Source organism: Paracoccus sp. (in: a-proteobacteria) (assembly GCF_046462195.1).
Lineage (GTDB): Bacteria > Pseudomonadota > Alphaproteobacteria > Rhodobacterales > Rhodobacteraceae > Paracoccus.
The window spans coordinates 1-20,273 of sequence record NZ_JBKGUN010000081.1 but is presented as its reverse complement, the minus strand read 5'-3'; the positions used below and the strand labels follow the sequence as shown (position 1 = coordinate 20,273).

Sequence of the window (20,273 nt, the reverse complement as noted above, 5' to 3'; positions counted from 1 at the left end):
CCTCGATCACCGGGGTGATGATCTCGGCCAGGCGCCGGTCGATGGCGGTCTTGGCGATCAGGTCGTTTGTCGCGGAAACGCCGCCGGTAGGGGACAGGTCGTCGGACATGGGGATCCTTTCGGACATGAAAAAGGGGCCGTCAGCGGGCCCCATGCGGAAGTTCCGGTGGGCAGGGTTTGGACGCCTGCACCGCTGTTGAAAGGGCATATAGCGCCAAAGACCTCCGGGTGCAAGGGCGCTCAGCGTCCCACGGCATCGGGATTGTCCCGCCAAACGCGCCAGTTCAGGGCCGTGGCGATGCACAGCCAGACCAGATAGGGCAGCAGCAGCAGCCCGGAACGCCAGTCCAGCGACCAGAAGGCCAGCACCATGCTGGCCACCGTCATCAGCAGCAGCACGATCACGACAAGGGCCAGCGCCATCTGACGGGCGCCGAAGAACAGCGGCGTCCACAGCGTGTTGAGCGCGATCTGCGCCGCCCACAGCGCCAGCGCCAGGCCAGCCCCCGGCAGCAGGGCCACCCGCGACGCGGCAATGGCGGACAGGAGATAGATGACGCTCCAGGCCACGGGGAATGCCCATTTCGACGGGGTGAAGCCCGGCTTGCGCAGCCCGTCGTACCAGGGGCCGGGTCGGAAGACGACGCCCGTCGTGGCGGCGGCGCCGCTGGCCAGGATGAAGATCAGGAACAGGTTCAGGCTCATGGGGCGGTTTTCCGGCTGCGGTCTTCGTCGCGGATCGAATCCATGACCGCGACCAGTTCGGCGGTGATGCGGGGTTCGGACAGGGCATGGCCCGAGGCGGGAACAAGGCGCAGGTCGCAGCCTTCCCAGCCCTGGGCCAGGACATGGGCACCTGCGGGCGGGCAGACCATGTCATAGCGGCCCTGCACGATGACGGCAGGCAGGTGCTGGATCCGGGCACGGTCGCGCAGCAGCTGCCCTTCGTCCAGAAAGCAGCGGTTGCTGAAATAATGATTCTCCAACCGGGCAAAGGCGCGGGCATAGTCGGGCGGGGCATGGCTGACGGCGGCCGACTGCAACCCGGCCAGTGCATTTTCCCACATCAGCCAAGGCTGGGCGAAACGGGTCTGTCGCCCCGCATCCTCGTCGAACAGGCGGCGGTGATAGGCGGCGATCATGTCGCCGCGTTCCGCGCGCGGGATCGGCTCCTGGAACCGGGCCCACAGGTCGGGGAAAAAGCGCGCCGCGCCGCCGCCATAGAACCAGTCCAGTTCGTCCTGTGTTCCCAGAAAGACACCACGCAGGATCAGGCCGCTGACATGACCCGGATGCGTCTCGGCATAGGCCAGGGCCAGCGTCGCGCCCCAACTGCCTCCGAACAGCAGCCAGCGGTCGATCCCCAGGGTGGCGCGGATCATCGCGATGTCGGCGATCAGGTGCTGCGTCGTGTTCGCCTCGACCGAGGCCGTGGGACGCGAGCGTCCGCAGCCGCGCTGGTCGAACAACACGGTCCGGTAATGGGCCGGATCGAAGAAACGCCGCATGAAGGGGCTGCATCCGCCGCCGGGGCCGCCATGCAGGACCAGCACGGGCCGCCCGTCCGGGTTGCCGCATTCCTCGACATAAAGGCTATGCCCGTCGCCCACGTCGATCGTGTGGCGGGCAAAGGGTTCGGCCGCCGGGTGAAGGCGGCCATGTGACGCGGAGATTTGTCCTGCCAATCGGTCCATCCTGTCACTATAAGCCCAACTGACGTCGCCCGCCAGAAGGACCGCCCGCATGAGCAGCATCGACCCCGCCGAGATCGCCAAGTTCGAGGCCATGGCCGCCGAATGGTGGGATCCCAACGGCAAGTTCCGGCCGTTGCACCTGATGAACCCCCTGCGCCTGGATTACATCGCCGACCAGATAGCGGCCGAGTTCGGGCGGGACCGGCGCAACCTTCGGCCGTTTGAAGGACTGCGTGTCTTGGACATTGGTTGCGGCGGCGGCCTTGTGGCGGAACCCGTGGCGCGGCTGGGGGCGCAGGTGGTCGGTGCCGACGCGGCCGAAGGCAATATCGCCGTGGCTAGGGTGCATGCCGACCAGCAGGGGCTGACCGTCGATTATCGCGCCACCACGGCCGAGGCCCTAGCCGAGGCGGGCGAAGCCTTTGATGTCGTCCTGGCGCTGGAGATTGTCGAACATGTGGCCGATCCGGCAGCCTTTGTCGCCACATGTCAGGGTCTTGTGCGCCCGGGCGGGCTGGTGATCCTGTCGACGCTGAACCGCACGATGCGCAGCTTTGGCGCCGCCATCATCGGGGCCGAGTGGATCATGCGCTGGCTGCCCCGCGGCACCCATGACTGGACACGCTTCATCACGCCGGACGAGCTGTCGCAAAAGGCCGAAAGCGCCGGCCTGATGGTGGTGGACCGCCGAGGAATGGTCTTCAACCCGGTGACCTTCGGCTGGCGCCTGTCGGATCGCGACCTTTCGGTGAATTATATCCTGACGGCGCGGCAGGTCTAGCCGCCCTCGAGCTGGGCGCGCAGTTCCCGCAGGACGGGCAGGGCACTGCGCACCTTTTCGGCGCCGATCTTGCGCACGACGCCCCCGATCAGCGGCATGAACGAGGCCAGCGCCGCATCGCGCGCGGCACGACCCGCAGGGCTGATCGACACGAACTTGCGCCGCGCATCGTCCCAGTCGGGACGGATATGAACATGGCCCGCCCATTCCAGCCGCGACAGCGTATTGGTCATGGCCCCGCGCGTCACATGAAAGGCCAAGGCCAGTTGGGCCGGAGTCCGTTCCTCGTTCACATGGGCCAGAAGGTTCAGCACCGAGAAATGCGAGATCTGCATCCCTCGCGGCAGGGCCTTGCTGATCAGTTCGCGCGACAACTGTTCGGCGATCAGCACTTCGGCAAAAAGGCTGGCCGCCAGACGGTCCGTTGTCTGGGAATCAGGATCGGTCGCGCGTGTCGTCATGGCCTTCCGGGGCCGCAAAGGGCCGGTCATGTGTCAGGGATGGAATGCGCGACCGTGCCCCGACAACCGCAGAAAGGTCAAGGGTCACGGTGGTCACGCCGGGTTCTTCCCCTGCGTCCGCAAGAACGGCACCCCAGGGATCGATTACCAAGCTATGGCCATGGCTGCGGCGCGCTGGACGGTCGGGAGAATGGGGCGCGGGATGCATCCCGCATTGTGCCGGCGCCAGAACGAAACATCCCGTCTCGATCGCGCGGGCCCGCAACAGCACCTCCCAATGGGCGGTACCTGTCACCGGGTTGAAGGCCGCGGGCACGGTCAGCACCTGCGCGCCCGCCTGTGCCAGTTGCCGGTAGAGATGCGGAAAGCGCAGATCATAGCAGACCGTCATCCCAAGGGGCACGCCGGCCGCCTGTGCCAGCACCGCCCTGTCGCCAGGCCGATAAGCGGCGCTTTCGCGATAAGCCTCGGTGTCGCTGATGGTGACGTCGAACATGTGCAGCTTGTCATAGCGGGCAGCAATGCTGCCGTCGGGCCCGATCAGCAGGCTGCGATTGGCAAAGCGGCCATCGGGATCCCCCGTGGCCAGCGCCAGCGACCCGATCAGCAGCCAGATTTCCAAGTCCCGCGCCTCGACCCGCAGGGCGGCAAGGGTGGCATCCTGCGCCTCCGGGCGCAGCAGCTGGCGTTGTCGGACATGATCGGGGGACAGAAGGTTCGTGGCCTCGGGCGTCAGGACCAGCCGGGCGCCCCGGGCGGCCGCCTGACGAATCAGTGCAAGCGTCCGGGGCAGGTTCAGGGCCGGATCGTCACCGACCGTCAGCTGGATCAGCCCCACGGTCAGCGACGAGGGAGCCATCATGCGGCGCCCTTCAGCAAGGCGTCCAGCTTGCCCGCATGGTCCAGCGCGTAAAGGTCGTCACAACCCCCCACATGGGTCGAGCCGACAAAGATCTGCGGCACGGTACGCTTGCCGTTGGCACGCTGGGTCATGGCCGCACGCTTGGACGGGTCCGAGCCCACATCGATTTCGGTAAAATCGGCGCCCTTTTCCTTCAGCAGCGACTTGGCGCGGATGCAGAACGGGCAGGTGCGGGTGGTATAGATCTCGATGGCAGGCATGGTCATCCTTTCTGGTTGTGGGCTCTTATCTAGTGATCCCTGACCGCCCTTGCCAGAAGCGCGACCGAAACCGGACCCGATCCCGCCTCCAGCAGCGCACTGGCGGCTGTACTGATGGTCGCCCCCGAGGCCATCACGTCATCGACCAGCAGGACGGGACGCCCCTGCACCATGGACATCCGGCGCGGATGGACGGCCAGTGCACCGCTCTGGTTGGCAAAACGTTCGCCCGCGCCCCGCCGCTCCTGCGAAGGCGTGTGGCGGAGGCGGATCAGCAGGTCGGCCTGATGATCCAGCCCCAGCGCGCGCGCCATCCGCGCCGACACCTGGGCCGCCTGGTTGTATTTCCGTTTCATCAGGCGACGCAGATGAAGGGGCACGGGGACCACGATCATGTCGGGCTCGACCAGGGGGCGCGCCGCCCGCGCCAGCCAAGCCGCCATGGGGGGCGCCAGGTCCAGCCGGTCTCCATGTTTCAGTGCCAGGATCAGCTTGCGGGCCGTGCCGGAATACACAAGCGCCGCACGCCCCCGCGACCACGGCCTGACGGCCCGGAGGCAGTCGTCGCAGACCAGCGCCTGAATCACGCCGGTGCCATCATCGGGCAAGGGGACACCGCAGCAATCGCAGCAAGCCCCCGAAATGAAGGCGGCCTCGGACCAGCAGGCGGGGCAAAGGTGGACGGCCCCCACGCCCGTGTCCGCGACGCCCGTCCCGCAAGACAGGCACTGAGGCGGATAAAGCAGCTGCAGCGCCGCTTTCATCGCCCCTGAAAGCACCCTATGTTCCAGTCCCATGACCCAACCTGCCTCGCCTTCCAGCCGCCCCGCCCTGACCGACAGCAAGGCCTTGGCCCGCCAGCGCGCACGCGCGGCGCGCAGCGGCCTTGTTGACCTGTTCCACCAGATCGCCGCCGACGAGATCGAGGATAGGCTGGCCGAGGTTAACAGAACCTTTACGGCGCCCGCCCTTGTCACGGGTTTCCCACAGGTCTGGGGCCCGCGCTTTCCGGATGCCCGGGTCGTGGCCGACGATCCGGTGCTGGACCTGCAGCCGGGTGCGCATGATCTGGTGATCCATGCCATGGCGCTGCACTGGGCCGATGACCCCGTGGGTCAGATCGTCCAATGCCGCCGCGCGCTGCGCGAGGACGGGCTGTTCATCGGGGTCTGCTTTGCCAACCAGACCTTGTCGGAACTGCGCGCCGCCTTGGCCCAGGCGGAAGCCGAGGAAACGGGCGGCCTGTCGCCACGCATCCTGCCGATGGGCGAGATCCGCGACCTGGGCGCCCTGCTGGATCGCGCGGGGCTGGCATTGCCGGTGGTCGATCTGCTGCCGCAACGAACCAGCTATCGCGACCTGTTCCACCTGGGCCGCGACCTGCGGGCCATGGGCGAGGGGAACGCCATGGCGGCACGCCTGCGCCACCCGACGCGGCGCGGGGTCCTGGCCCGGGCGGGGGCGATCCTGGCCGAACAAAGCGCGGACCGCGACGATCCGTCCCGTGTTGCGGTCACCTTTGATCTGGTCTTTCTGACCGGATGGGCGCCGTCGGACAGCCAGCCCAAGCCGCTGCGGCCCGGATCGGCGCAAAAGTCTCTGGCCGATGCCTTGGAAGAAATCAGAAAGAAAGAACAATGAGACCGACCCACGCGCCTGCCGATCATCCCGCGATCAAGCCTGCCAGGACGGGCATCCTGATCGCCAATCTGGGCACGCCGGACGGCTATGATTACTGGTCCATGCGCCGTTATCTGGACGAGTTCCTGTCGGACCGCCGCGTGATCGACATCGCCCGCTGGAAATGGCAGCCGCTGCTGCAGGGGATCATCCTTACCAAGCGGCCCTTTACCTCGGGCAAAAACTACAAGCTGATCTGGAACGAGGAGGCAAACGAAAGCCCCCTGATGACGATCACCAAGGCGCAGACCAAGGCGCTGGCCGAACTGGCGCACCAGGAATGGGGCGACCAGGTGATGGTCGATTTCTGCATGCGCTACGGCAATCCGTCGACCGATGACGTGCTACAGCGGATGGTGGACGCGGGCTGCCGGCGCATCGTGTTCCTGCCGCTTTATCCGCAATATGCGGGTCCCACCTCGGCCACGGCCAACGACCAGTTGTTCCGCGCCCTGATGAAGCAGACATGGCAGCCGGCGGTGCGGACATGCGAGCCTTATGTCGGGCGCCCGGACTATATCAAGGCGCTGGCCGACAGCGTGCGACGCGCGCTGGACGGCAAGGTGCCGAAAAAGTTGGTCGCGTCCTATCACGGGATGCCCAAGCGTTACCTGATGCAAGGCGATCCGTATCACTGCCAGTGCCAGAAGACCTCGCGCCTGCTGAAGGAAGAACTGGGCTGGCCGGACGGCATCATCGACACGACCTTTCAATCGGTCTTCGGGCGCGAGGAATGGCTGCGCCCCTATACGGTGGAACATGTGGCCGAACTGGCGCGGCAGGGGCACACCGACATCGCTGTGATCTCGCCCGCCTTTTCGTCCGATTGCATCGAGACGCTGGAGGAAATCAACGGCGAGATCCGCGAAAGCTTCGAAGAAGCCGGGGGTCACGCGTTCACCTACATCCCCTGCCTCAACGACGACGCAGCCCATGTCCGGGTCATGCTGGAGGTGATTCGCGAAAACATCAGCGGTTGGGTCGAGCCGCGCGCCTGAACGGGGCGGTGCAAAAAGGGGGCCCCAAGGCCCCCTTTGTTTCACGCCGCACCACGCCCTGTCACATGACCAGAACCTGTGTTCCCACAGTGGCCAGGCCGAACAGTTCGGCAATGTGTTCGTTGTAAAGCCCGATGCAGCCGTTCGACGACTTGCGCCCGATCTTGCGCGTGTCATGCGTGCCGTGGATGCGGTAATACTGCCAGGACAGCCACAGCGCATGGGTTCCAAGCGGGTTGTCCGGCCCGGGGGGCACGAAATCGGGCCAGTCGGGATTGCGCTTCTTCATCTCGGGCGTGGGGGCCCAGCTGGGGCCTTCGACCTTCTTGATGATCTCGGTACGGCCGGTGCGGATCAGATCCTCACTGACCGGGATCGATGACGGATACACGCGATAGGTGCTTTCGTCCTCGGACCAGTAATGGACCGCGCGCGAGGTCAGATCGCACAGGATCGCGCCGTTGCTCAGATTCTGGAAATGGGGCCGCCAGTCCTGCATGCGAAAGCTGGAAATGTTGTGCTGCGGCCCGGAGTTCACCGGCGCGGCTGCCGGCATCGCGGGAACGGGGGCAAGCTGCTGGCCAAGCGCGGGAAGCGCCAGCCCCGCGGCGCCCAGTGCCGCTGCCGAGCCCAGAAAGGCGCGGCGGTTGAAAGAGGACGATCTGCTCATCGACTCGAATCCTTAGTTCACCGCTCTTGCAGGCGGGGTTTGATGCCGCCGCGCGGGCGGCCCCCGGAATATAGCCCTGGGACCCTTTCGCGGCAATTCAAACCCTGCGGCCGAGGGGCCTCGTTGCGCCGCGATGCGTTCTCACGCAGAGTTGGGTTTGAAGCCCGGGCAGCGGTTCGATACATCTCGATCAAAAGAACGATGAGGGCGCCGGAAACATGAACGGAATCAGCTTTGTCGCAGTGGTTGCGATGCTTGCGCTGGGCGCCTGCACACCGCGTCACCTGCAGGGTCAGGCCCCGGTCATGCCGGTCGAACAGGCGCCGGTGGCCCAGCCTGCCCCGACCGATGACGCGTCGATCCGTGCGCAGGTGTTGCAGCAGATCAACACCTTGCGGGCCAATATCGGGCAAGGCCCCCTGTCCCCCGATCCGCAACTGGATGCGGCTGCCATGGCCCATTCGCGCGACATGTCGGCCCAGAACCGGGCGTGGCACTGGGGTTCGGACGGCTCGTCGCCGCTGGATCGTGCGCGGCGCGCAGGCTTTGCCGGCACGCTGGTCGGCGAAAACATTTCCGAAACCTATGAGAACGAGATGGAGACCTTGGCTGCCTGGATGAGCACGCGGGACACGCGTGACGTGATCATGGACCCTTCTGCCATGCGTTTGGGGTTTTCCTGGTTCCGCGAACCCTCGGGCAAGGTCTGGTGGACCCTTCTGACGGCCCGCTGACCTGCAGCAAAAAGCCCCGGGCGATGCCGGGGCTTTGTCATCACACGGGCATGGAACCCTTCAGGGCATGATCACGACCTGGGTGCCCGGAGGCACCATGGCATAGATCTCCTCGATCTCTTCGTCGGTGACAGCGATGCAGCCGGCCGTCCAGTCACGCTGGCGCGGGAACAGGTTGTTGCCTTGGGGCCCGCGGCCGTGGATGAAGATATCGCCCCCCGGGTCTCGTCCATGCGCCTCGGCAAAGGCGCGATCATTGGGGTTGGGATAGGATACGCCAACCGACAGGTGATAAGCGCTGCGCGGGTTGAAGCGATCGACATAGTAGATCCCTTCGGGGGTCTTTCCGTCACCCGAGAACTGCTTGTGCCCGACAGGCTGGTTGCCGAGGCTGACGTCATAGGATTTGACGACGTTCGTTCCGCTCAGCAGGTGCATGCGACGCTGACCCTTGTTCACGTTGATCTGCGTGATCGGGGTGCCCGAATAGTGCTGGAACTTGCTGGGTTGCTGCGGCTTCCCGCATGCGGCCAACAGGGCCAGCATCGAAATCGTGAAGGTCCGACGGGTCGTTCTGCTCATCACTGCCTCTGCCGTGTTTTTTGGTTTTTTGTAGCCCGTGAATACCACAGCCATCGTATCCATGCCTAGCAAAGCCTTAAGGAAGACTTAAGCTGGCCACGATTTCGACATGGGGCGAAAAGCGAAACTGATCGACCACACGCAGATCGTCGAAGCGGTACCCCGCATCGGCCAGAATCCGCGCATCCTTGGCGAAATTGACGGGATCGCAGGCGACGAATGCAATACGAGAAATCCGCGCTTCAGCGATCTGGCGGATCTGTGCCTCGGCCCCTGCGCGCGGGGGATCGATCACGATTGCGTCAAAGCGCTTCAACTCGTCAGGCAGAAGAGGGCGGCGTGCCAGATCTCGCGTCTCGGTTGTGACGGCATGAAGCTCACCTGCCTCGCGCCAGGCCGAATCAAGCGCAGCAAGAGGCGCGGCCAAGCCTTCGACGGCATGGACCCGCGACGCGGCCGCCAGAGGCAGGGAAAAGGTACCGCAGCCCGAGAACAGATCGGCCACAAGCGAGGCACCGGCCACTGCCTTTTGCACGGCTGACAAAAGCGCGGCCTCGCCTTCGGCGGTGGCTTGCAGGAATGCGCCGGGTGGCGGGATGACCTGCGCACGGCCCATCGGCAGAACCGGCGTGCGGCGCGTGATGGACTGGCCATCCCAATCCAGCCGCGCCAGATCGCCCTCCTCGGCCAAGGCGGCCAAGCACTGGAACAGCGCGGGCTCCATCGGCTTGCCCCCCCGGACGGCCACATCCAGACCGGCAGGCCCTCGGATCACCGTCAGCGTCAGTTCGGCGGAACGCGAAGCCCCCGCCATGACGATCCGGCGCAGCAACGGCAGCGCCGCCGTGATTCCCGGATGCAGGACATGACATTCCGCCAGATCGGCGAGCACCTCGGATGCGCGGGTATGAAAGCCGAGCAACGCCCCCTTTTTCGTACGGCGTCCCGACAGAACGGCCCGCCGGCGCGAATAAAGCGGCGACACATCGACCCCGCTCACTACCGCCTCCAGGCCCTGCGCCTGCAATGCGGTCTCGACCACTTGGCGCTTCCAGTTCGTGGTGAACGCTTCCGTGGCATGCATCAGCGCACAGCCTCCGCAGGCACGGTAATGGCCGCAAAGGGGCCGCACCCGATCGGACGAAGGCGTGATGATCCGCGGCGCCGCGATGCGGCCATCCTGTGCCTCGCCCTCGATCACCTCTCCCGGCAGAACCAAGGGAGCCAGCGCCCGACCCTGATCGCCCGAGGCCACGCCATCACCGCGGCGGCCCAGTCGTTCAATCGTCCACAGGCTCATTCCGCGGCCTCGTCCATGCCCAAGAAGCCGCCTGACTGGCGTGACCAGTAACGGGCATAGCGGCCGTCGCGGGCCAGCAACTCGTCGTGGCTGCCCTGTTCGACAATGCGTCCGTCCTCGATCACCAAGATGCGGTCCAATTCGGCAATGGTGGATAGGCGGTGGGCGATGGCCAGGACCGTCTTGCCCTGCATGGCGCGGGTCAGCGCGTCCTGCACCTGCGCCTCGACCTCGCTGTCCAGTGCGCTGGTTGCCTCGTCCAGCACCAGGATCGGCGCATTCTTGAGGAAGGCACGGGCCAGTGCGATCCGCTGGCGCTGTCCACCCGAAAGCTTGACCCCACGTTCGCCCAGCTGTGCGTCATAACCGGTGCGGCCTGCGTGGTCGCGCAGGGTCAGGATGAAGTCATGCGCCTCGGCAGCCTTGGCGGCGGCGATGATGTCAGCTTCGGACGCGTCGGGGCGGCCGTAAAGGATGTTGTCGCGGGCCGAACGGTTGAACATCGCCGTTTCCTGGGTCACCATCGCGATCTGGCGGCGCAGGCTTTCCTGCGTCACGTGGCGCAGGTCGTGCCCATCGACGCGAATCGCGCCCCGCTCCACGTCGTAAAGCCGCAGCAGCAGCGCCACCAAGGTGGACTTGCCCGCACCCGAGGCGCCGACGATGCCGATCCGTTCGCCCGCCCAGATGGTCAGCACCATGTCGCGGATGCCGCCCTCGTTCCGGCCATAGGCAAAATCGACATGGTCGAACTCGATCCGGCCCCCGACGCGGTCCAACACCTCGGCATCCGGAATATCGGTCAGCGCGTGGGGGGGCGACAGGGTCTGCATCCCGTCCTCGACCTCGCCGATATTGCCCCACATGCCCATCAGGGCCATGCTGACCCAGCCCGTCATCTGCGACAGCCGCATGGCGATCGCGCCCGAGGCCGCGACATCGCCCACCGAGGCCGCCCCGTCGCGCCACAGCATGATCGTGCCGCCGACCAGGATCACCGGCAGGATACCCGCGACGACCATCAGCGACAGTCGGAACCATGTCGAGACCACGCCGAAATCCAGCGCGCGTTCACGAAAGCCTGCCATCGCGCCAAGCGCTGCCTGATCCTCGTGATCGGCATGGGCGAACAGCTTGACGGTCTTGATGTTGGTGATCGTGTCGACCACCTGCCCCGTGACATTGGCCCTGGCCGAAGCGCGTGCGCCCGACTTGGCCCGGATCCGCGGCAGGAAAAAGCGGATCAGCAGGAAATAGGCCCCCAGCCAGACCAGAAGGGCCAGCGCGCCCCAGCCGTCCACGCCCATCAGAAAGGCGGCCGACCCGATGACCGAGGCCAGGGCAAAGGCCACCACGTTCACCATTTCCGAGGCGACATCCGTGACGGCGCGGGCCGTCTGCATCTGCTTTTGCGCCAGCCGTCCGGCAAAGTCGTTGTCAAAGAAGGTCACCGCGTGGCCCATTGTCCACCGATGCAGGCGCGACAGCACCAGGGGCAGGATGTTGGGCCCGATGATCACGTTGGAACTGGCCGTGGAAAGGCCAAAGATGGCGGGCCGGATGATCAGGAAGAACGCGGCAAATCCCGCGATCAGCGCCCCGTTGTCGGTCCAGAACGACCCCGGCGTGCTGCTGGTCACGGCATCGACCACCAGGCCCAGAAGCAGCGCCGAGACGACATCCGCCGCACCGCCCATCGCCGACGCAAAGGCGGCAAAACCCAAGCCCGGCCAAGCCCCGGACAGGCACCAGCGAAAGAACGCCAGCAATGTGCGGGGTGGGGGACCTTCGGCGGGCCGAAAGGCGTCGACCATGCGTCCGAACCGGGCGTGAAGACTCATGGTGCATCCTTTCGGGCCAGATGGGCCGCATCGATCAAGGCAGGCGCGGGCAACGAAAAACCCGAGGTGATCCAGGCAGTCTCGGCCGCTTTCAATGCCCGGCCCAGGTCCGGGCCCTGCAAGGGGGACAGGTCAGCCGCCGTGATCGGCATGCGTGCCGTTGCGGCCCGCGCGATCCTGTCGCGCCAGCCCGCCGGCAGGGACATACCCTCCGCTGCCGCGCACAGAAGGGCATGATCCACGGCAAACTCCTCGCCCTGCCGATAGGCAGCTTCGTCCAAGGACCAGTGTTTGGCGGCAGCCTGAGCCAGCAGGTCCAGTGCCCGTCCCTCGGCGCGGGACAGGCGCAGCGCAAGTGCCGGGTCGTGGGCCCCCAATGCCGCCAGTCGGCGCAACCAGGCAGGGGGCCCATCCTCGATGGCCAGCAGGGCCGAGAGGCGCGCAGGATCGGCACCAGGAAGCAGCAGGCCCAGAACCCCCGTTTCAGCCATCAAGGCCATGGAAGGCCCTGGATCAGGGGCGGACAACAGCTTCTTCATCTCGGTGCCGATGCGTTCGCGGGCAATGCCGTTCAGGCCGTCGCGATGATCGGCACAGGCCGCCACCGCCCGTGCGTCGGCCTGACGCCCATAGCGTGCAAAAAAGCGAAAGAAGCGCAGGATGCGCAGATAATCCTCCCGAATGCGCTGACCGGGATCGCCGACAAAGCGCAGGCGCCGCGCCTCCAGATCAGGCAGGCCGTTCATCGGGTCGATCACCGCCCCCGTCCGGTCGGCGTAAAGCGCATTGATCGTAAAGTCGCGCCGTGCCGCATCTTCGGCAAGGTTAGTCGAAAAGGCGACGATGGCATGGCGCCCATCGGTCTGGACATCGCGACGAAAGGTCGTGACCTCAAAGCCGCGACCCTTGGCGATCAGCGTGACCGTGCCATGCTCGATGCCTGTCGGTACGGCCCGCAGACCGGCCGCACGCGCCAGCGCAACGGTCTGCTCGGGCGTGGCGTCCGTGGCGATATCGATGTCGTCGACCGGTTCGGCCAGCAGGGCGTTGCGAACCGCCCCGCCCACCAGCCAAGCGCCATGGCCCTGGGCGGTCATGGCATCCAGAACGCGGCACAGGACCGGATCCCCCAGCAGGCTGTCGGGCACACGGATCAAGCGTTCAACCTGCGCGCCAGACCCAGCAGGATGCGCGCGGTGGCACCCCAGAGATAATAGGGGCCAAAAGGTGCTGCATGGTAGCTGCGCCAGCCGCCGAGCCAACGCCGCCGCTCGATCCGATAACGGTCGGGATCTGCAACATGGTCAAAGGGCAGGGTGAAGGCTTCGTCAACTTCTCCTGCCTCGGGGCGGGGCTGGAACGGGCCATCGATCAGGGCCACCACCGGCGTGACGGAAAAGCCGGTCACTGTGCGGTGCGGGGGCAGGCAACCCAGGATGCGCACCTGCGCGGGGTCCAGGGCCACCTCTTCCTGCGCCTCTCGCAAGGCGGTTGCGACCGCATCGGCATCGCCGGGATCGACCTTGCCGCCGGGCAGCGCGATCTGGCCGGGATGATGACGCAGGCCGGACCCGCGCTTGGTCAGAACCAGCCGCCCGTCATCCGCGTGGAAGGCAGCCAGAACCCCCGCAGGCCGCAGCGCCCCCTCGGGCGGTGCGACCTTGGGGTTCAGGTCATAGTCCGAACTGGGCCCGCAGGACAGGCGCAAGGCATCGCTCAGCCGGGCTTCGGACCAGATCACGCTCACTGGGCCGCCTTGTCGCTGTTGTCCAGGGCATTGCCATCGGCATCCACCGTCGCCTCGAATCCTAGGCTCTGGGGGTCGAACTCGTAATGCGCGCCGCAGAACTGACAGTCGGCCGTCACGATCCCCTCGGGCGTGGTCATGTGCCCGATGTCCTTGGCCGAATAGATGGACAGCGTGTCGCGCACCCGATCCGCGGTGCAGGAACAGCCGAATTCGACCCGATGCGCATCAAAGACCCGCGGCGTTTCCTCGTGGAACAAGCGCAGCAGGAGATCCGTCGGGCCAACCGTCGGTCCGATCAGTTCAAGCGTCTCGACCGTGTCCAGCAGCATGTTCGCGCGGTTCCAGTTCTCGGATTCCGCGCCCTGCAGAATGTCTGCGGCCTCGATCAGTCCGCCCTCTCCGGTGCCGCCTTCGGCGGGCGAGGCAGGCTGCGCGGGCAGGGTTTGCAGCATCACGCCGCCGGCACGCCATTGCGGCGCCTGACCGGCAACGCGCGACAGGCCCGACGACAGCTGGAACCGCGTGGGCAATTGCTCGGACTGCGCAAAATAGGTTTGCGCGCATGCCGAGATCGAGCCGCCGGCCAAGGGCGTTATGCCCTGATAGGGCGTGCTGCCCGCGCCCTGGTCGATCAGGATCGCGAAATAACCCTCGCCGATCTGCTCGAAGGGCGGGCGCCCGTCCAGACGATCGGCGTCAAAGCTGGCCCAGGCCCGGATGCGGGCAGGTTTGTCTTCGCCTTCGGGCGCGTAATAATCCGCGGCGATCGTCCGCACGGCGCCATTGCCCCGCACCTGCAGGCTCAACTTCCAGCGCAGCTTGACGGTGGGACCGATCAGTGCGGTCAACAGGGCCACCTCGGCCACCAGGGCCCCCACGGCAGGCGGATAGTCATGACGCGACAGGATATGATCGAGAACCCCATCCAGCCGTGCCACGCGGCCGCGAATGTCCGAACGGTCAAGCTGAAAGGGCAGAATGGTGTCGTCCCAGGCGATCTGGTTGATTGTGTTCATCATGAATCCTTGAGATGTCGGCGGCACAACCCTCAGGGGCCGGCCCGGTTGCGCCCAATATAGGGAATTTTCCGCCAATCCCAAGAGGCCGCCTTTCCGTCAGGGCCCGCGCGGTTTATCACGCAGCCATCAGCAAGGGATCATCATGATTGCTCGTTTCGGACAACCGCCAAGGGGCGGCCTGCGTTACCGCCGCAGGCCCGGCGCTTATGCCATCCTGTGGCGCGACGGCCGTCTCCTGCTGACCCGCCAGGAAGCGCCGGTCCCGGAATTCCAGCTGCCGGGCGGCGGGATCGATCCCGGCGAACAGCCCTTGGCCGCACTGCACCGCGAAGTGCGCGAAGAAACCGGCTGGAGCATCGGACAGCCGCGGTTTTTGACCGCCTATCGCCGCTTCTGCTATATGCCGGACTATGACCTGCAGGCCGAAAAGCTGTGCCAGATCTGGGTGGCGCGGCCCGTGCTGCCTGTGTCGGAACCCGCCGAGCCCGGTCATAGCGCCCACTGGGTCACCCCCGACAAGGCCTTGGACCTGCTGGTCGATGCGGGATCGCGATACGCCCTTGCGCGCTGGCTGGCCTAGGCCGGGTTCATCGGGATCAGCGTGGCATCCCCGCGGAATTCGACCAGTACGGCAGAGATGTCGTCCTGTCGCTTGCCACGGGAATATTCCGACACGGACCAAGCCATCGATTCCAGGAACACATGTCCGTTCAGGAAGGCGTTGGTGCGCATGATCGCCGCGACGCCTTCGTCGCCCAGCTGGCGGCCATTCGGCGTTTCGGCCTCGTTGATCCCGTCCGACGTGACCAGCAGGCGGTCGCCGGGCTGCATCGGGACCACGATTTCGTCAAAGATCGGCGTCTCGATCAGGCCGATGGGCATGCCGCCGCGGCCGAGGCGCGTGATCGAGCCGTCCCGACGTTGCAGGACCGGATGCGGATGCCCGGCCTGAACCATGCGAAGCAGACCGGAAGCATGGTTCAGTTCGCCATAGATCATGGTGAAATAGCTGTCGGTGTTCATTTCCTCCAGCATCATGTTGTTGAAGAAGCGGGCCAAGGCCACCGGTCCTGCGGCCTCGTCGCCCGATTGCGCGCCGCGCAGGGCGACGTTCTGTTCGGAGGAGCCGGACAAGTGTACCGACAACTGTGCCGTCAGCAGCGCGGCCGTGACCCCGTGCCCGGACACGTCCAGCGCATAAAAGCCCACCCGATCCTGCGAAATGGGAAAGAACCCGACAAGGTCGCCGCCGACATGCCCCGCTGGGCGCAGAAGCACGCTGATCTCGGCAGGTCCGAACCGCCCCGAGCGTTCGCGCACCAGCCCCTGCTGCAGCTTGCGCGCTTCGCGCAGGTCGCGCTCGATCGCGGCCTGCGTTTCGTTCAGCTGCGACAAGGCAGTGCGCAGGCGTGTGTTGGAGGCCCGCAGCTCGTCCTCGATACGCAGGATGCGTTCGCCTGCGGCCAGCCGGATCAGCAGGTCCTGGGCCTGAATGGGGCGGGGCAGGAAATCGTCGGCCCCCGCCTCCAGCCCCGCCACGATATCGGCCCCGTCGCCGGGCGAGGTCAGCAGCACGACATAGCCGTGGCTGAGCCGCTCCGTTTGCCTAAAGGCGCGACAGAAATCGACGCCTTTCATGTCGGGAAGGGACCAAGCCGACAGGATCAGGTCCGGTGTCATGTCGTGACAAAGGCGCAGTCCGTCAGCGCCCTTTGCCGCATGCGAAACCTCATATCCCTGCCGGACCAGCATGCTGGCCAAGGGACGGCGCTCCTGCGCGCCGCCGCCCACGATCAGGACCCTTCGCCGCGGGGGCTGGGTCGCAAGGGGGGCTTCCAGTTCGGGGTGTTTCGCGGGTCTCATGCGCCATGGCTATCCGGGCGCTGGTAAAGACTAGGTAAACTCGGGCACGGCCTATTCGCTAAACTTGCAATCGCTTTAGGCGCGGAAGCATTTGACGAATGCGTTCGCCCTCAGACCAGCAGTTCCGACAGGATGCCGTCATTGGTGATATCGCGATAAGCAAACCCGGACCCGTCCAGCCTGTGCATCAGCGCCGTCAGGTTGGCCGGTGCCGAAGTCTCGATCCCGATCAGCACCGAGCCGAAGTTCCGCGCCGATTTCTTGAGGTATTCGAACCGGGCGACATCGTCGTCGGGGCCCAGCAGGTCCAGGAATTCCCGCAAGGCGCCTGGGCGCTGCGGCATGCGCAGGACGAAATATTTCTTAACGCCCAAAAACCGCTGCGCCCTTTCCTTGACCTCGGGCAGACGTTCGAAATCGAAATTTCCCCCCGAGCAGACGCAGACAACCGTCTTGCCGGTCAGGTCGCCCAGATCGCCCAGCACATCGAGCGCCAGGGCACCGGCGGGTTCCAGAACAACACCTTCGGTGTTCAGCATCTCCAGCATGGTGCGGCAGATGCGATCCTCCGGGGCCAGGAATACGTCCGAAGGCGAAAAGCGCGACAGCGCCTCGAAGGGCAATGCGCCGATGCGCGCCACTGCCGCCCCGTCGACAAAGCTGTCCACGGCGGGCAGGGCAACGGGCGCCCCGGCCTGCAAGGCCGCCTGAAGGCTGGCCCCGCCTAAGGGTTCGGCAAAGGCGAACCGCGTGTCGGGCGCCTCGGTTTGCAAATAGCGGGTGACGCCAGCCGACAGGCCGCCGCCGCCCACCGGCAGCACGACCATGTCAGGTGCGCAGCCCAGCTGGGCCAGCATTTCCAAGGCAACGGTGGCCTGCCCCTCGATGATGTCGGGTGCATCGAAGGGCGACAGGAACTGTGCACCTTCCTGGGCACAGAACGCCTGCGCCGCCGCCAGCGTCTGGTCGAAGTAGTCGCCGGTCAGCACGATCCGCACCGCGTCGCCGCCGAAGATCTGAGTCTTGTCGATCTTCTGCTTGGGCGTGGTCACCGGCATGAAGATCGTGCCACGCGCACCGAAATGGCGGCAGGCATAGGCCACGCCCTGCGCATGGTTGCCCGCGCTGGCGCAGACGAAATGCGCCTGTGCCCCGATCCCGGGGGTCACCAGCTTGCGCATCGCGTTGAAGGCGCCGCGCAGCTTGTAGCTGCGGACCGGCGTCAGATCCTCGCGCTTGAGCCAAATGTCCGCACCGTGTTTGGCGGACAGATGATCGTTGCGCTGCAACGGAGTGGGCTCGAACAGGTCGCGAAGCGCGGCCTCGGCCAGACGGACGGAGGCGACAAAATTTTCCATTCCCGCCCCATGCCGCGAAATGTCCGATTTGGCAAGCAACGAGGCTGCGGATCGAAATCAGACGGCCAGCCGGCAGGCGACGACGGCGGGCCAGTTGCGATCTGCAAAGCAGGCCAAGACCTGATTGTCCGAAAAATATGCAACCCTGTCCGGCCGGGCTGTGCCGTCAGCAAACAGACAACGCGACACGGGAAACGTGTCGAGCGTGCGCCCCCGCTCGATGATATGCTGATTCAGCAGCAAGGCTCCTGCAAACGGCGTCACCGTCATGCCGGCAAAGGCGAGGCCAACCCGAATGGCTGTGGTAAGCCTGGTCCTCGCCTGTTTCCAGGTGCCGCCAAACATCTGAAGGGCCAAGGTGACGCCAAAAAGCACGAACAGCATCACGCTCACAAACGCGAAGATCAACCACAGGGCATAAAGGACGGTCAGCAGGTCCAGCGTTATTGGAAAAGCGTCTGGCATGACCTGAAAGACCCGTGCCAAGGTTTGCCGCGCTTCAGAGCGAGCGGTCATCGCAAGCAGCACAGGAACCGAAGTCGTCAGCGCCAGCAGAAGACCTGGCCAGCGTTCTAGGCTTCGGCCGAGAGTCAGCGCCCATCCTGCTATGGCGATTCCCAAGTTCGCACTCAACAGGGCAACTGTTGCGGGTTCGACCAATCTGGCAGGTCATGGCTCAGAAGGTTCGGCAGAAGCACTACTGTCTCGACGATGCCGGTCAGATACCAGCAGTCGCGCCGCACGCGCCGGAACAGGACGGCCCACTGTTCCTTCGGTTTTCGTAAAGCGAGCGCTGCTACTCGCCAACGCCCGTCCAAACGGGCATTCCAGCGCTTCGGCAAATCTAGAAATCTGTTTATAGAAATCTCATCGTTCTGAAAGCCTGCGCAATATCGTGCCTCCACGCCCTTGTGACAACACTGGTTTCGCCGTATTCCCCCGGAAACTTCGAAGGGGTCACCGCATGTCCGACGCGCCGAAAAAAGTCGTCCTCGCCTATTCAGGGGGGCTGGACACCTCCATCATCCTGAAATGGTTGCAGACCGAATATGGCTGCGAGGTGATCACCTTCACCGCCGACCTGGGCCAGGGCGAGGAGCTGGAGCCCGCGCGCCAGAAGGCCGAGATGCTGGGCATTGCACCCGAGAACATCCACATCCTCGACGTGCGCGAGGAATTCGTGCGCGACTTCGTTTTTCCAATGTTCCGCGCCAATGCCTTGTACGAAGGGCTTTATCTGCTGGGCACGTCCATCGCACGGCCGCTGATCTCGCAGCACCTGGTGCGGATTGCACAGGAACATGGCGCGGATGCGGTGGCCCATGGTGCGACCGGCAAGGGCAATGACCAGGTCCGGTTCGAGTTGTCGGCCTATGCGCTGGACCCCTCGATCAAGGTCATCGCGCCCTGGCGGGAGTGGGACCTGACCTCGCGCACCAAGCTGATCGAGTTCGCCGAACAGAACCAGATCCCCATTGCCAAGGACAAGCGCGGCGAGGCGCCCTTCAGCGTGGATGCCAACCTGCTGCACACCTCTTCCGAGGGCAAGGCTTTGGAAAACCCCGCCGAGGCCGCGCCCGATTATGTTTATCAGCGGACCGTGAACCCCGAGGATGCGCCCGACACGCCCGAATTCATCGAAGTGACCTTCGAGAAGGGCGACGCGGTGGCCGTCAACGGCGAGGCCATGTCACCCGCGACGATCCTGACCAAGCTGAACGAACTGGGTGGCAAGCACGGCATCGGCCGCCTGGATTTCGTGGAAAACCGCTTTGTCGGCATGAAGTCGCGCGGCATCTATGAAACCCCGGGCGGGACCGTCCTGCTGGAGGCCCATCGCGGGATCGAGCAGATCACGCTGGACAGCGGCGCGGGTCACCTGAAGGATTCGATCATGCCGCGCTATGCCGAGCTGATCTACAACGGCTTCTGGTTCAGCCCCGAACGCGAGATGCTGCAGGCCCTGATCGACAAGTCGCAGGAGCACGTGACCGGCACCGTCCGGCTGAAGCTCTACAAAGGTCTGGCGACGTGCGTGGGTCGCTGGTCGGATCATTCGCTGTATTCCGAGGCGCATGTCACCTTCGAGGATGATGCCGGCGCTTATGACCAGAAGGACGCGGCAGGCTTCATCCGCCTGAACGCCCTGCGGCTGAAGCTGATCGCCAACCGCAACGCCCGCGTGACGAAATGAGCAAAGGGGCCGCCCGCATCGCGATTCTGACCGTCAGCGACCGGGCGTCGCGCGGAGAATACGAGGACAAGGGCGGCCCCGGCGCCGAAGCCTGGCTGCGCGGGGTCATCACCTCGCCCATGCAGATCGAGCGTCACATCATCCCCGACGGCCGCGACACCGTGGCCGCCAAGCTGCGCGAACTGGCCGATGGCGGTGCCGACCTGATCCTGGTGACCGGCGGCAC

General features: G+C 65.4%; 23 protein-coding genes. 7 read left to right on the top strand and 16 right to left on the bottom strand.

The window, feature by feature from the left end; translation table 11 throughout:
- Nucleotides 1-240: 240 nt before the first annotated feature.
- Nucleotides 241-705 (bottom strand): tryptophan-rich sensory protein TspO, encoded by a 465-nt coding sequence (gene tspO / locus ACLHHB_RS05310; RefSeq protein WP_410217244.1) that lies wholly within the window; start codon nucleotides 703-705, stop codon nucleotides 241-243.
- Complete coding sequence (gene pip, locus ACLHHB_RS05305; RefSeq protein ID WP_410217247.1) at nucleotides 702-1,694, bottom strand: prolyl aminopeptidase; 993 nt, start codon at nucleotides 1,692-1,694, stop codon at nucleotides 702-704. Before pip ends, tspO begins: the two co-directional genes overlap by 4 nt.
- 49 nt (nucleotides 1,695-1,743) lie before the next feature.
- Here pip and ubiG point away from each other — a divergent pair, with 49 nt between their 5' ends.
- Nucleotides 1,744-2,475, top strand: coding sequence for a bifunctional 2-polyprenyl-6-hydroxyphenol methylase/3-demethylubiquinol 3-O-methyltransferase UbiG (gene ubiG / locus ACLHHB_RS05300; RefSeq protein WP_410217243.1), 732 nt, complete (start codon nucleotides 1,744-1,746; stop codon nucleotides 2,473-2,475).
- On the opposite strand, the gene ACLHHB_RS05295 is transcribed toward ubiG, so the two are convergent.
- Genes ACLHHB_RS05295 through ACLHHB_RS05280 form a run of 4 tightly spaced genes read right to left on the bottom strand, consistent with a single transcriptional unit; the run spans nucleotide 2,472 to nucleotide 4,855 of the window.
- The gene (locus ACLHHB_RS05295) at nucleotides 2,472-2,936 is read right to left on the bottom strand and encodes a MarR family winged helix-turn-helix transcriptional regulator (protein WP_410217242.1); all 465 of its coding nucleotides are present in this window, start codon (nucleotides 2,934-2,936) and stop codon (nucleotides 2,472-2,474) included. The two genes, ubiG and ACLHHB_RS05295, sit on opposite strands and share 4 nt — an antisense overlap.
- Nucleotides 2,911-3,798, bottom strand: coding sequence for a carbon-nitrogen hydrolase family protein (locus tag ACLHHB_RS05290; protein ID WP_410217241.1), 888 nt, complete (start codon nucleotides 3,796-3,798; stop codon nucleotides 2,911-2,913). Before ACLHHB_RS05290 ends, ACLHHB_RS05295 begins: the two co-directional genes overlap by 26 nt.
- Entirely contained in the window at nucleotides 3,795-4,058 is a 264-nt protein-coding gene (grxC, locus tag ACLHHB_RS05285; protein ID WP_410217240.1) for a glutaredoxin 3, read from the bottom strand. Before grxC ends, ACLHHB_RS05290 begins: the two co-directional genes overlap by 4 nt.
- Nucleotides 4,059-4,087: 29 nt before the next feature.
- The gene (locus tag ACLHHB_RS05280) at nucleotides 4,088-4,855 is read right to left on the bottom strand and encodes a ComF family protein (RefSeq protein ID WP_410217239.1); all 768 of its coding nucleotides are present in this window, start codon (nucleotides 4,853-4,855) and stop codon (nucleotides 4,088-4,090) included.
- On the opposite strand from ACLHHB_RS05280, the gene ACLHHB_RS05275 reads away from it, so the two are divergent.
- Nucleotides 4,854-5,699 carry an SAM-dependent methyltransferase gene (locus tag ACLHHB_RS05275; protein WP_410217238.1) on the top strand — a complete coding sequence of 282 codons (846 nt, stop codon included), beginning with the start codon at nucleotides 4,854-4,856 and terminating at the stop codon, nucleotides 5,697-5,699. The genes ACLHHB_RS05280 and ACLHHB_RS05275 overlap by 2 nt on opposite strands.
- Nucleotides 5,696-6,736 (top strand): ferrochelatase, encoded by a 1,041-nt coding sequence (gene hemH / locus ACLHHB_RS05270; protein ID WP_410217237.1) that lies wholly within the window; start codon nucleotides 5,696-5,698, stop codon nucleotides 6,734-6,736. Before ACLHHB_RS05275 ends, hemH begins: the two co-directional genes overlap by 4 nt.
- Before the next feature lie 61 nt (nucleotides 6,737-6,797).
- On the opposite strand, the gene ACLHHB_RS05265 is transcribed toward hemH, so the two are convergent.
- Nucleotides 6,798-7,406, bottom strand: coding sequence for a L,D-transpeptidase (locus ACLHHB_RS05265; protein WP_410217236.1), 609 nt, complete (start codon nucleotides 7,404-7,406; stop codon nucleotides 6,798-6,800).
- A gap of 218 nt (nucleotides 7,407-7,624) precedes the next feature.
- Between ACLHHB_RS05265 and ACLHHB_RS05260 the strand changes: the two genes are divergently transcribed.
- Nucleotides 7,625-8,140 (top strand): CAP domain-containing protein, encoded by a 516-nt coding sequence (locus ACLHHB_RS05260; RefSeq protein ID WP_410217235.1) that lies wholly within the window; start codon nucleotides 7,625-7,627, stop codon nucleotides 8,138-8,140.
- Between the two features lie 60 nt (nucleotides 8,141-8,200).
- On the opposite strand, the gene ACLHHB_RS05255 is transcribed toward ACLHHB_RS05260, so the two are convergent.
- From ACLHHB_RS05255 to ACLHHB_RS05230, 6 genes are all read right to left on the bottom strand, one after another.
- The gene (locus ACLHHB_RS05255; RefSeq protein WP_410217234.1) at nucleotides 8,201-8,722 is read right to left on the bottom strand and encodes a murein L,D-transpeptidase family protein; all 522 of its coding nucleotides are present in this window, start codon (nucleotides 8,720-8,722) and stop codon (nucleotides 8,201-8,203) included.
- A gap of 76 nt (nucleotides 8,723-8,798) precedes the next feature.
- Nucleotides 8,799-10,022, bottom strand: coding sequence for a class I SAM-dependent RNA methyltransferase (locus ACLHHB_RS05250; RefSeq protein ID WP_410217233.1), 1,224 nt, complete (start codon nucleotides 10,020-10,022; stop codon nucleotides 8,799-8,801).
- Complete coding sequence (locus tag ACLHHB_RS05245) at nucleotides 10,019-11,863, bottom strand: ABC transporter ATP-binding protein (protein WP_410217232.1); 1,845 nt, start codon at nucleotides 11,861-11,863, stop codon at nucleotides 10,019-10,021. The genes ACLHHB_RS05250 and ACLHHB_RS05245 overlap by 4 nt, the downstream gene beginning before the upstream one ends.
- Nucleotides 11,860-13,017 (bottom strand): CCA tRNA nucleotidyltransferase, encoded by a 1,158-nt coding sequence (locus ACLHHB_RS05240; RefSeq protein WP_410217246.1) that lies wholly within the window; start codon nucleotides 13,015-13,017, stop codon nucleotides 11,860-11,862. The genes ACLHHB_RS05245 and ACLHHB_RS05240 overlap by 4 nt, the downstream gene beginning before the upstream one ends.
- Entirely contained in the window at nucleotides 13,017-13,610 is a 594-nt protein-coding gene (locus ACLHHB_RS05235) for an NUDIX hydrolase (RefSeq protein WP_410217231.1), read from the bottom strand. The genes ACLHHB_RS05240 and ACLHHB_RS05235 overlap by 1 nt, the downstream gene beginning before the upstream one ends.
- A complete protein-coding gene (locus ACLHHB_RS05230; RefSeq protein WP_410217245.1) occupies nucleotides 13,607-14,629 on the bottom strand; it encodes an Hsp33 family molecular chaperone HslO in 1,023 nt (340 codons plus the stop codon). The genes ACLHHB_RS05235 and ACLHHB_RS05230 overlap by 4 nt, the downstream gene beginning before the upstream one ends.
- Before the next feature lie 145 nt (nucleotides 14,630-14,774).
- Here ACLHHB_RS05230 and ACLHHB_RS05225 point away from each other — a divergent pair, with 145 nt between their 5' ends.
- Nucleotides 14,775-15,212, top strand: coding sequence for an NUDIX domain-containing protein (locus tag ACLHHB_RS05225; protein WP_410217230.1), 438 nt, complete (start codon nucleotides 14,775-14,777; stop codon nucleotides 15,210-15,212).
- Here the strand turns inward: ACLHHB_RS05225 and ACLHHB_RS05220 are convergent.
- The 3 genes from ACLHHB_RS05220 to ACLHHB_RS05210 form a co-directional block, all read right to left on the bottom strand.
- On the bottom strand, nucleotides 15,209-16,495 hold the full coding sequence (locus ACLHHB_RS05220) for a PP2C family protein-serine/threonine phosphatase (protein WP_410217229.1): 1,287 nt from the start codon (nucleotides 16,493-16,495) through the stop codon (nucleotides 15,209-15,211). The genes ACLHHB_RS05225 and ACLHHB_RS05220 overlap by 4 nt on opposite strands.
- Before the next feature lie 110 nt (nucleotides 16,496-16,605).
- Nucleotides 16,606-17,853 (bottom strand): threonine ammonia-lyase IlvA, encoded by a 1,248-nt coding sequence (gene ilvA, locus ACLHHB_RS05215; protein ID WP_410217228.1) that lies wholly within the window; start codon nucleotides 17,851-17,853, stop codon nucleotides 16,606-16,608.
- Nucleotides 17,854-17,910: 57 nt separating this feature from the next.
- Nucleotides 17,911-18,513, bottom strand: a complete 603-nt coding sequence (locus ACLHHB_RS05210) for a hypothetical protein (protein ID WP_410217227.1) — start codon at nucleotides 18,511-18,513, stop codon at nucleotides 17,911-17,913.
- 304 nt (nucleotides 18,514-18,817) lie between these two features.
- On the opposite strand from ACLHHB_RS05210, the gene ACLHHB_RS05205 reads away from it, so the two are divergent.
- Together ACLHHB_RS05205 and ACLHHB_RS05200 are read left to right on the top strand one after the other, a co-directional pair.
- Nucleotides 18,818-20,047 (top strand): argininosuccinate synthase, encoded by a 1,230-nt coding sequence (locus ACLHHB_RS05205; protein ID WP_410217226.1) that lies wholly within the window; start codon nucleotides 18,818-18,820, stop codon nucleotides 20,045-20,047.
- Nucleotides 20,044-20,273: molybdopterin-binding protein (locus ACLHHB_RS05200; RefSeq protein ID WP_410217225.1), on the top strand; the 230-nt coding region annotated here is incomplete at its 3' end. The genes ACLHHB_RS05205 and ACLHHB_RS05200, both read left to right, overlap by 4 nt.

Bases quoted from the DNA above. Each gene is read 5' to 3' on its own strand.
- ACLHHB_RS05280 (WP_410217239.1), bottom strand. From the start codon at position 4,855: ATGGGACTGGAACATAGGGTGCTTTCAGGGGCGATGAAAGCGGCGCTG.
- tspO (WP_410217244.1), bottom strand. From the start codon at position 705: ATGAGCCTGAACCTGTTCCTGATCTTCATCCTGGCCAGCGGCGCCGCC.
- ACLHHB_RS05255 (WP_410217234.1), bottom strand. From the start codon at position 8,722: ATGAGCAGAACGACCCGTCGGACCTTCACGATTTCGATGCTGGCCCTG.
- ACLHHB_RS05265 (WP_410217236.1), bottom strand. From the start codon at position 7,406: ATGAGCAGATCGTCCTCTTTCAACCGCCGCGCCTTTCTGGGCTCGGCA.
- ACLHHB_RS05260 (WP_410217235.1), top strand. From the start codon at position 7,625: ATGAACGGAATCAGCTTTGTCGCAGTGGTTGCGATGCTTGCGCTGGGC.
- ubiG (WP_410217243.1), top strand. From the start codon at position 1,744: ATGAGCAGCATCGACCCCGCCGAGATCGCCAAGTTCGAGGCCATGGCC.
- hemH (WP_410217237.1), top strand. From the start codon at position 5,696: ATGAGACCGACCCACGCGCCTGCCGATCATCCCGCGATCAAGCCTGCC.
- ACLHHB_RS05245 (WP_410217232.1), bottom strand. From the start codon at position 11,863: ATGAGTCTTCACGCCCGGTTCGGACGCATGGTCGACGCCTTTCGGCCC.
- ACLHHB_RS05225 (WP_410217230.1), top strand. From the start codon at position 14,775: ATGATTGCTCGTTTCGGACAACCGCCAAGGGGCGGCCTGCGTTACCGC.
- ACLHHB_RS05205 (WP_410217226.1), top strand. From the start codon at position 18,818: ATGTCCGACGCGCCGAAAAAAGTCGTCCTCGCCTATTCAGGGGGGCTG.
- ilvA (WP_410217228.1), bottom strand. From the start codon at position 17,853: ATGGAAAATTTTGTCGCCTCCGTCCGTCTGGCCGAGGCCGCGCTTCGC.
- ACLHHB_RS05295 (WP_410217242.1), bottom strand. From the start codon at position 2,936: ATGACGACACGCGCGACCGATCCTGATTCCCAGACAACGGACCGTCTG.
- ACLHHB_RS05290 (WP_410217241.1), bottom strand. From the start codon at position 3,798: ATGATGGCTCCCTCGTCGCTGACCGTGGGGCTGATCCAGCTGACGGTC.
- grxC (WP_410217240.1), bottom strand. From the start codon at position 4,058: ATGCCTGCCATCGAGATCTATACCACCCGCACCTGCCCGTTCTGCATC.
- ACLHHB_RS05220 (WP_410217229.1), bottom strand. From the start codon at position 16,495: ATGAGACCCGCGAAACACCCCGAACTGGAAGCCCCCCTTGCGACCCAG.
- ACLHHB_RS05230 (WP_410217245.1), bottom strand. From the start codon at position 14,629: ATGAACACAATCAACCAGATCGCCTGGGACGACACCATTCTGCCCTTT.
- pip (WP_410217247.1), bottom strand. From the start codon at position 1,694: ATGGACCGATTGGCAGGACAAATCTCCGCGTCACATGGCCGCCTTCAC.
- ACLHHB_RS05250 (WP_410217233.1), bottom strand. From the start codon at position 10,022: ATGAGCCTGTGGACGATTGAACGACTGGGCCGCCGCGGTGATGGCGTG.
- ACLHHB_RS05275 (WP_410217238.1), top strand. From the start codon at position 4,854: ATGACCCAACCTGCCTCGCCTTCCAGCCGCCCCGCCCTGACCGACAGC.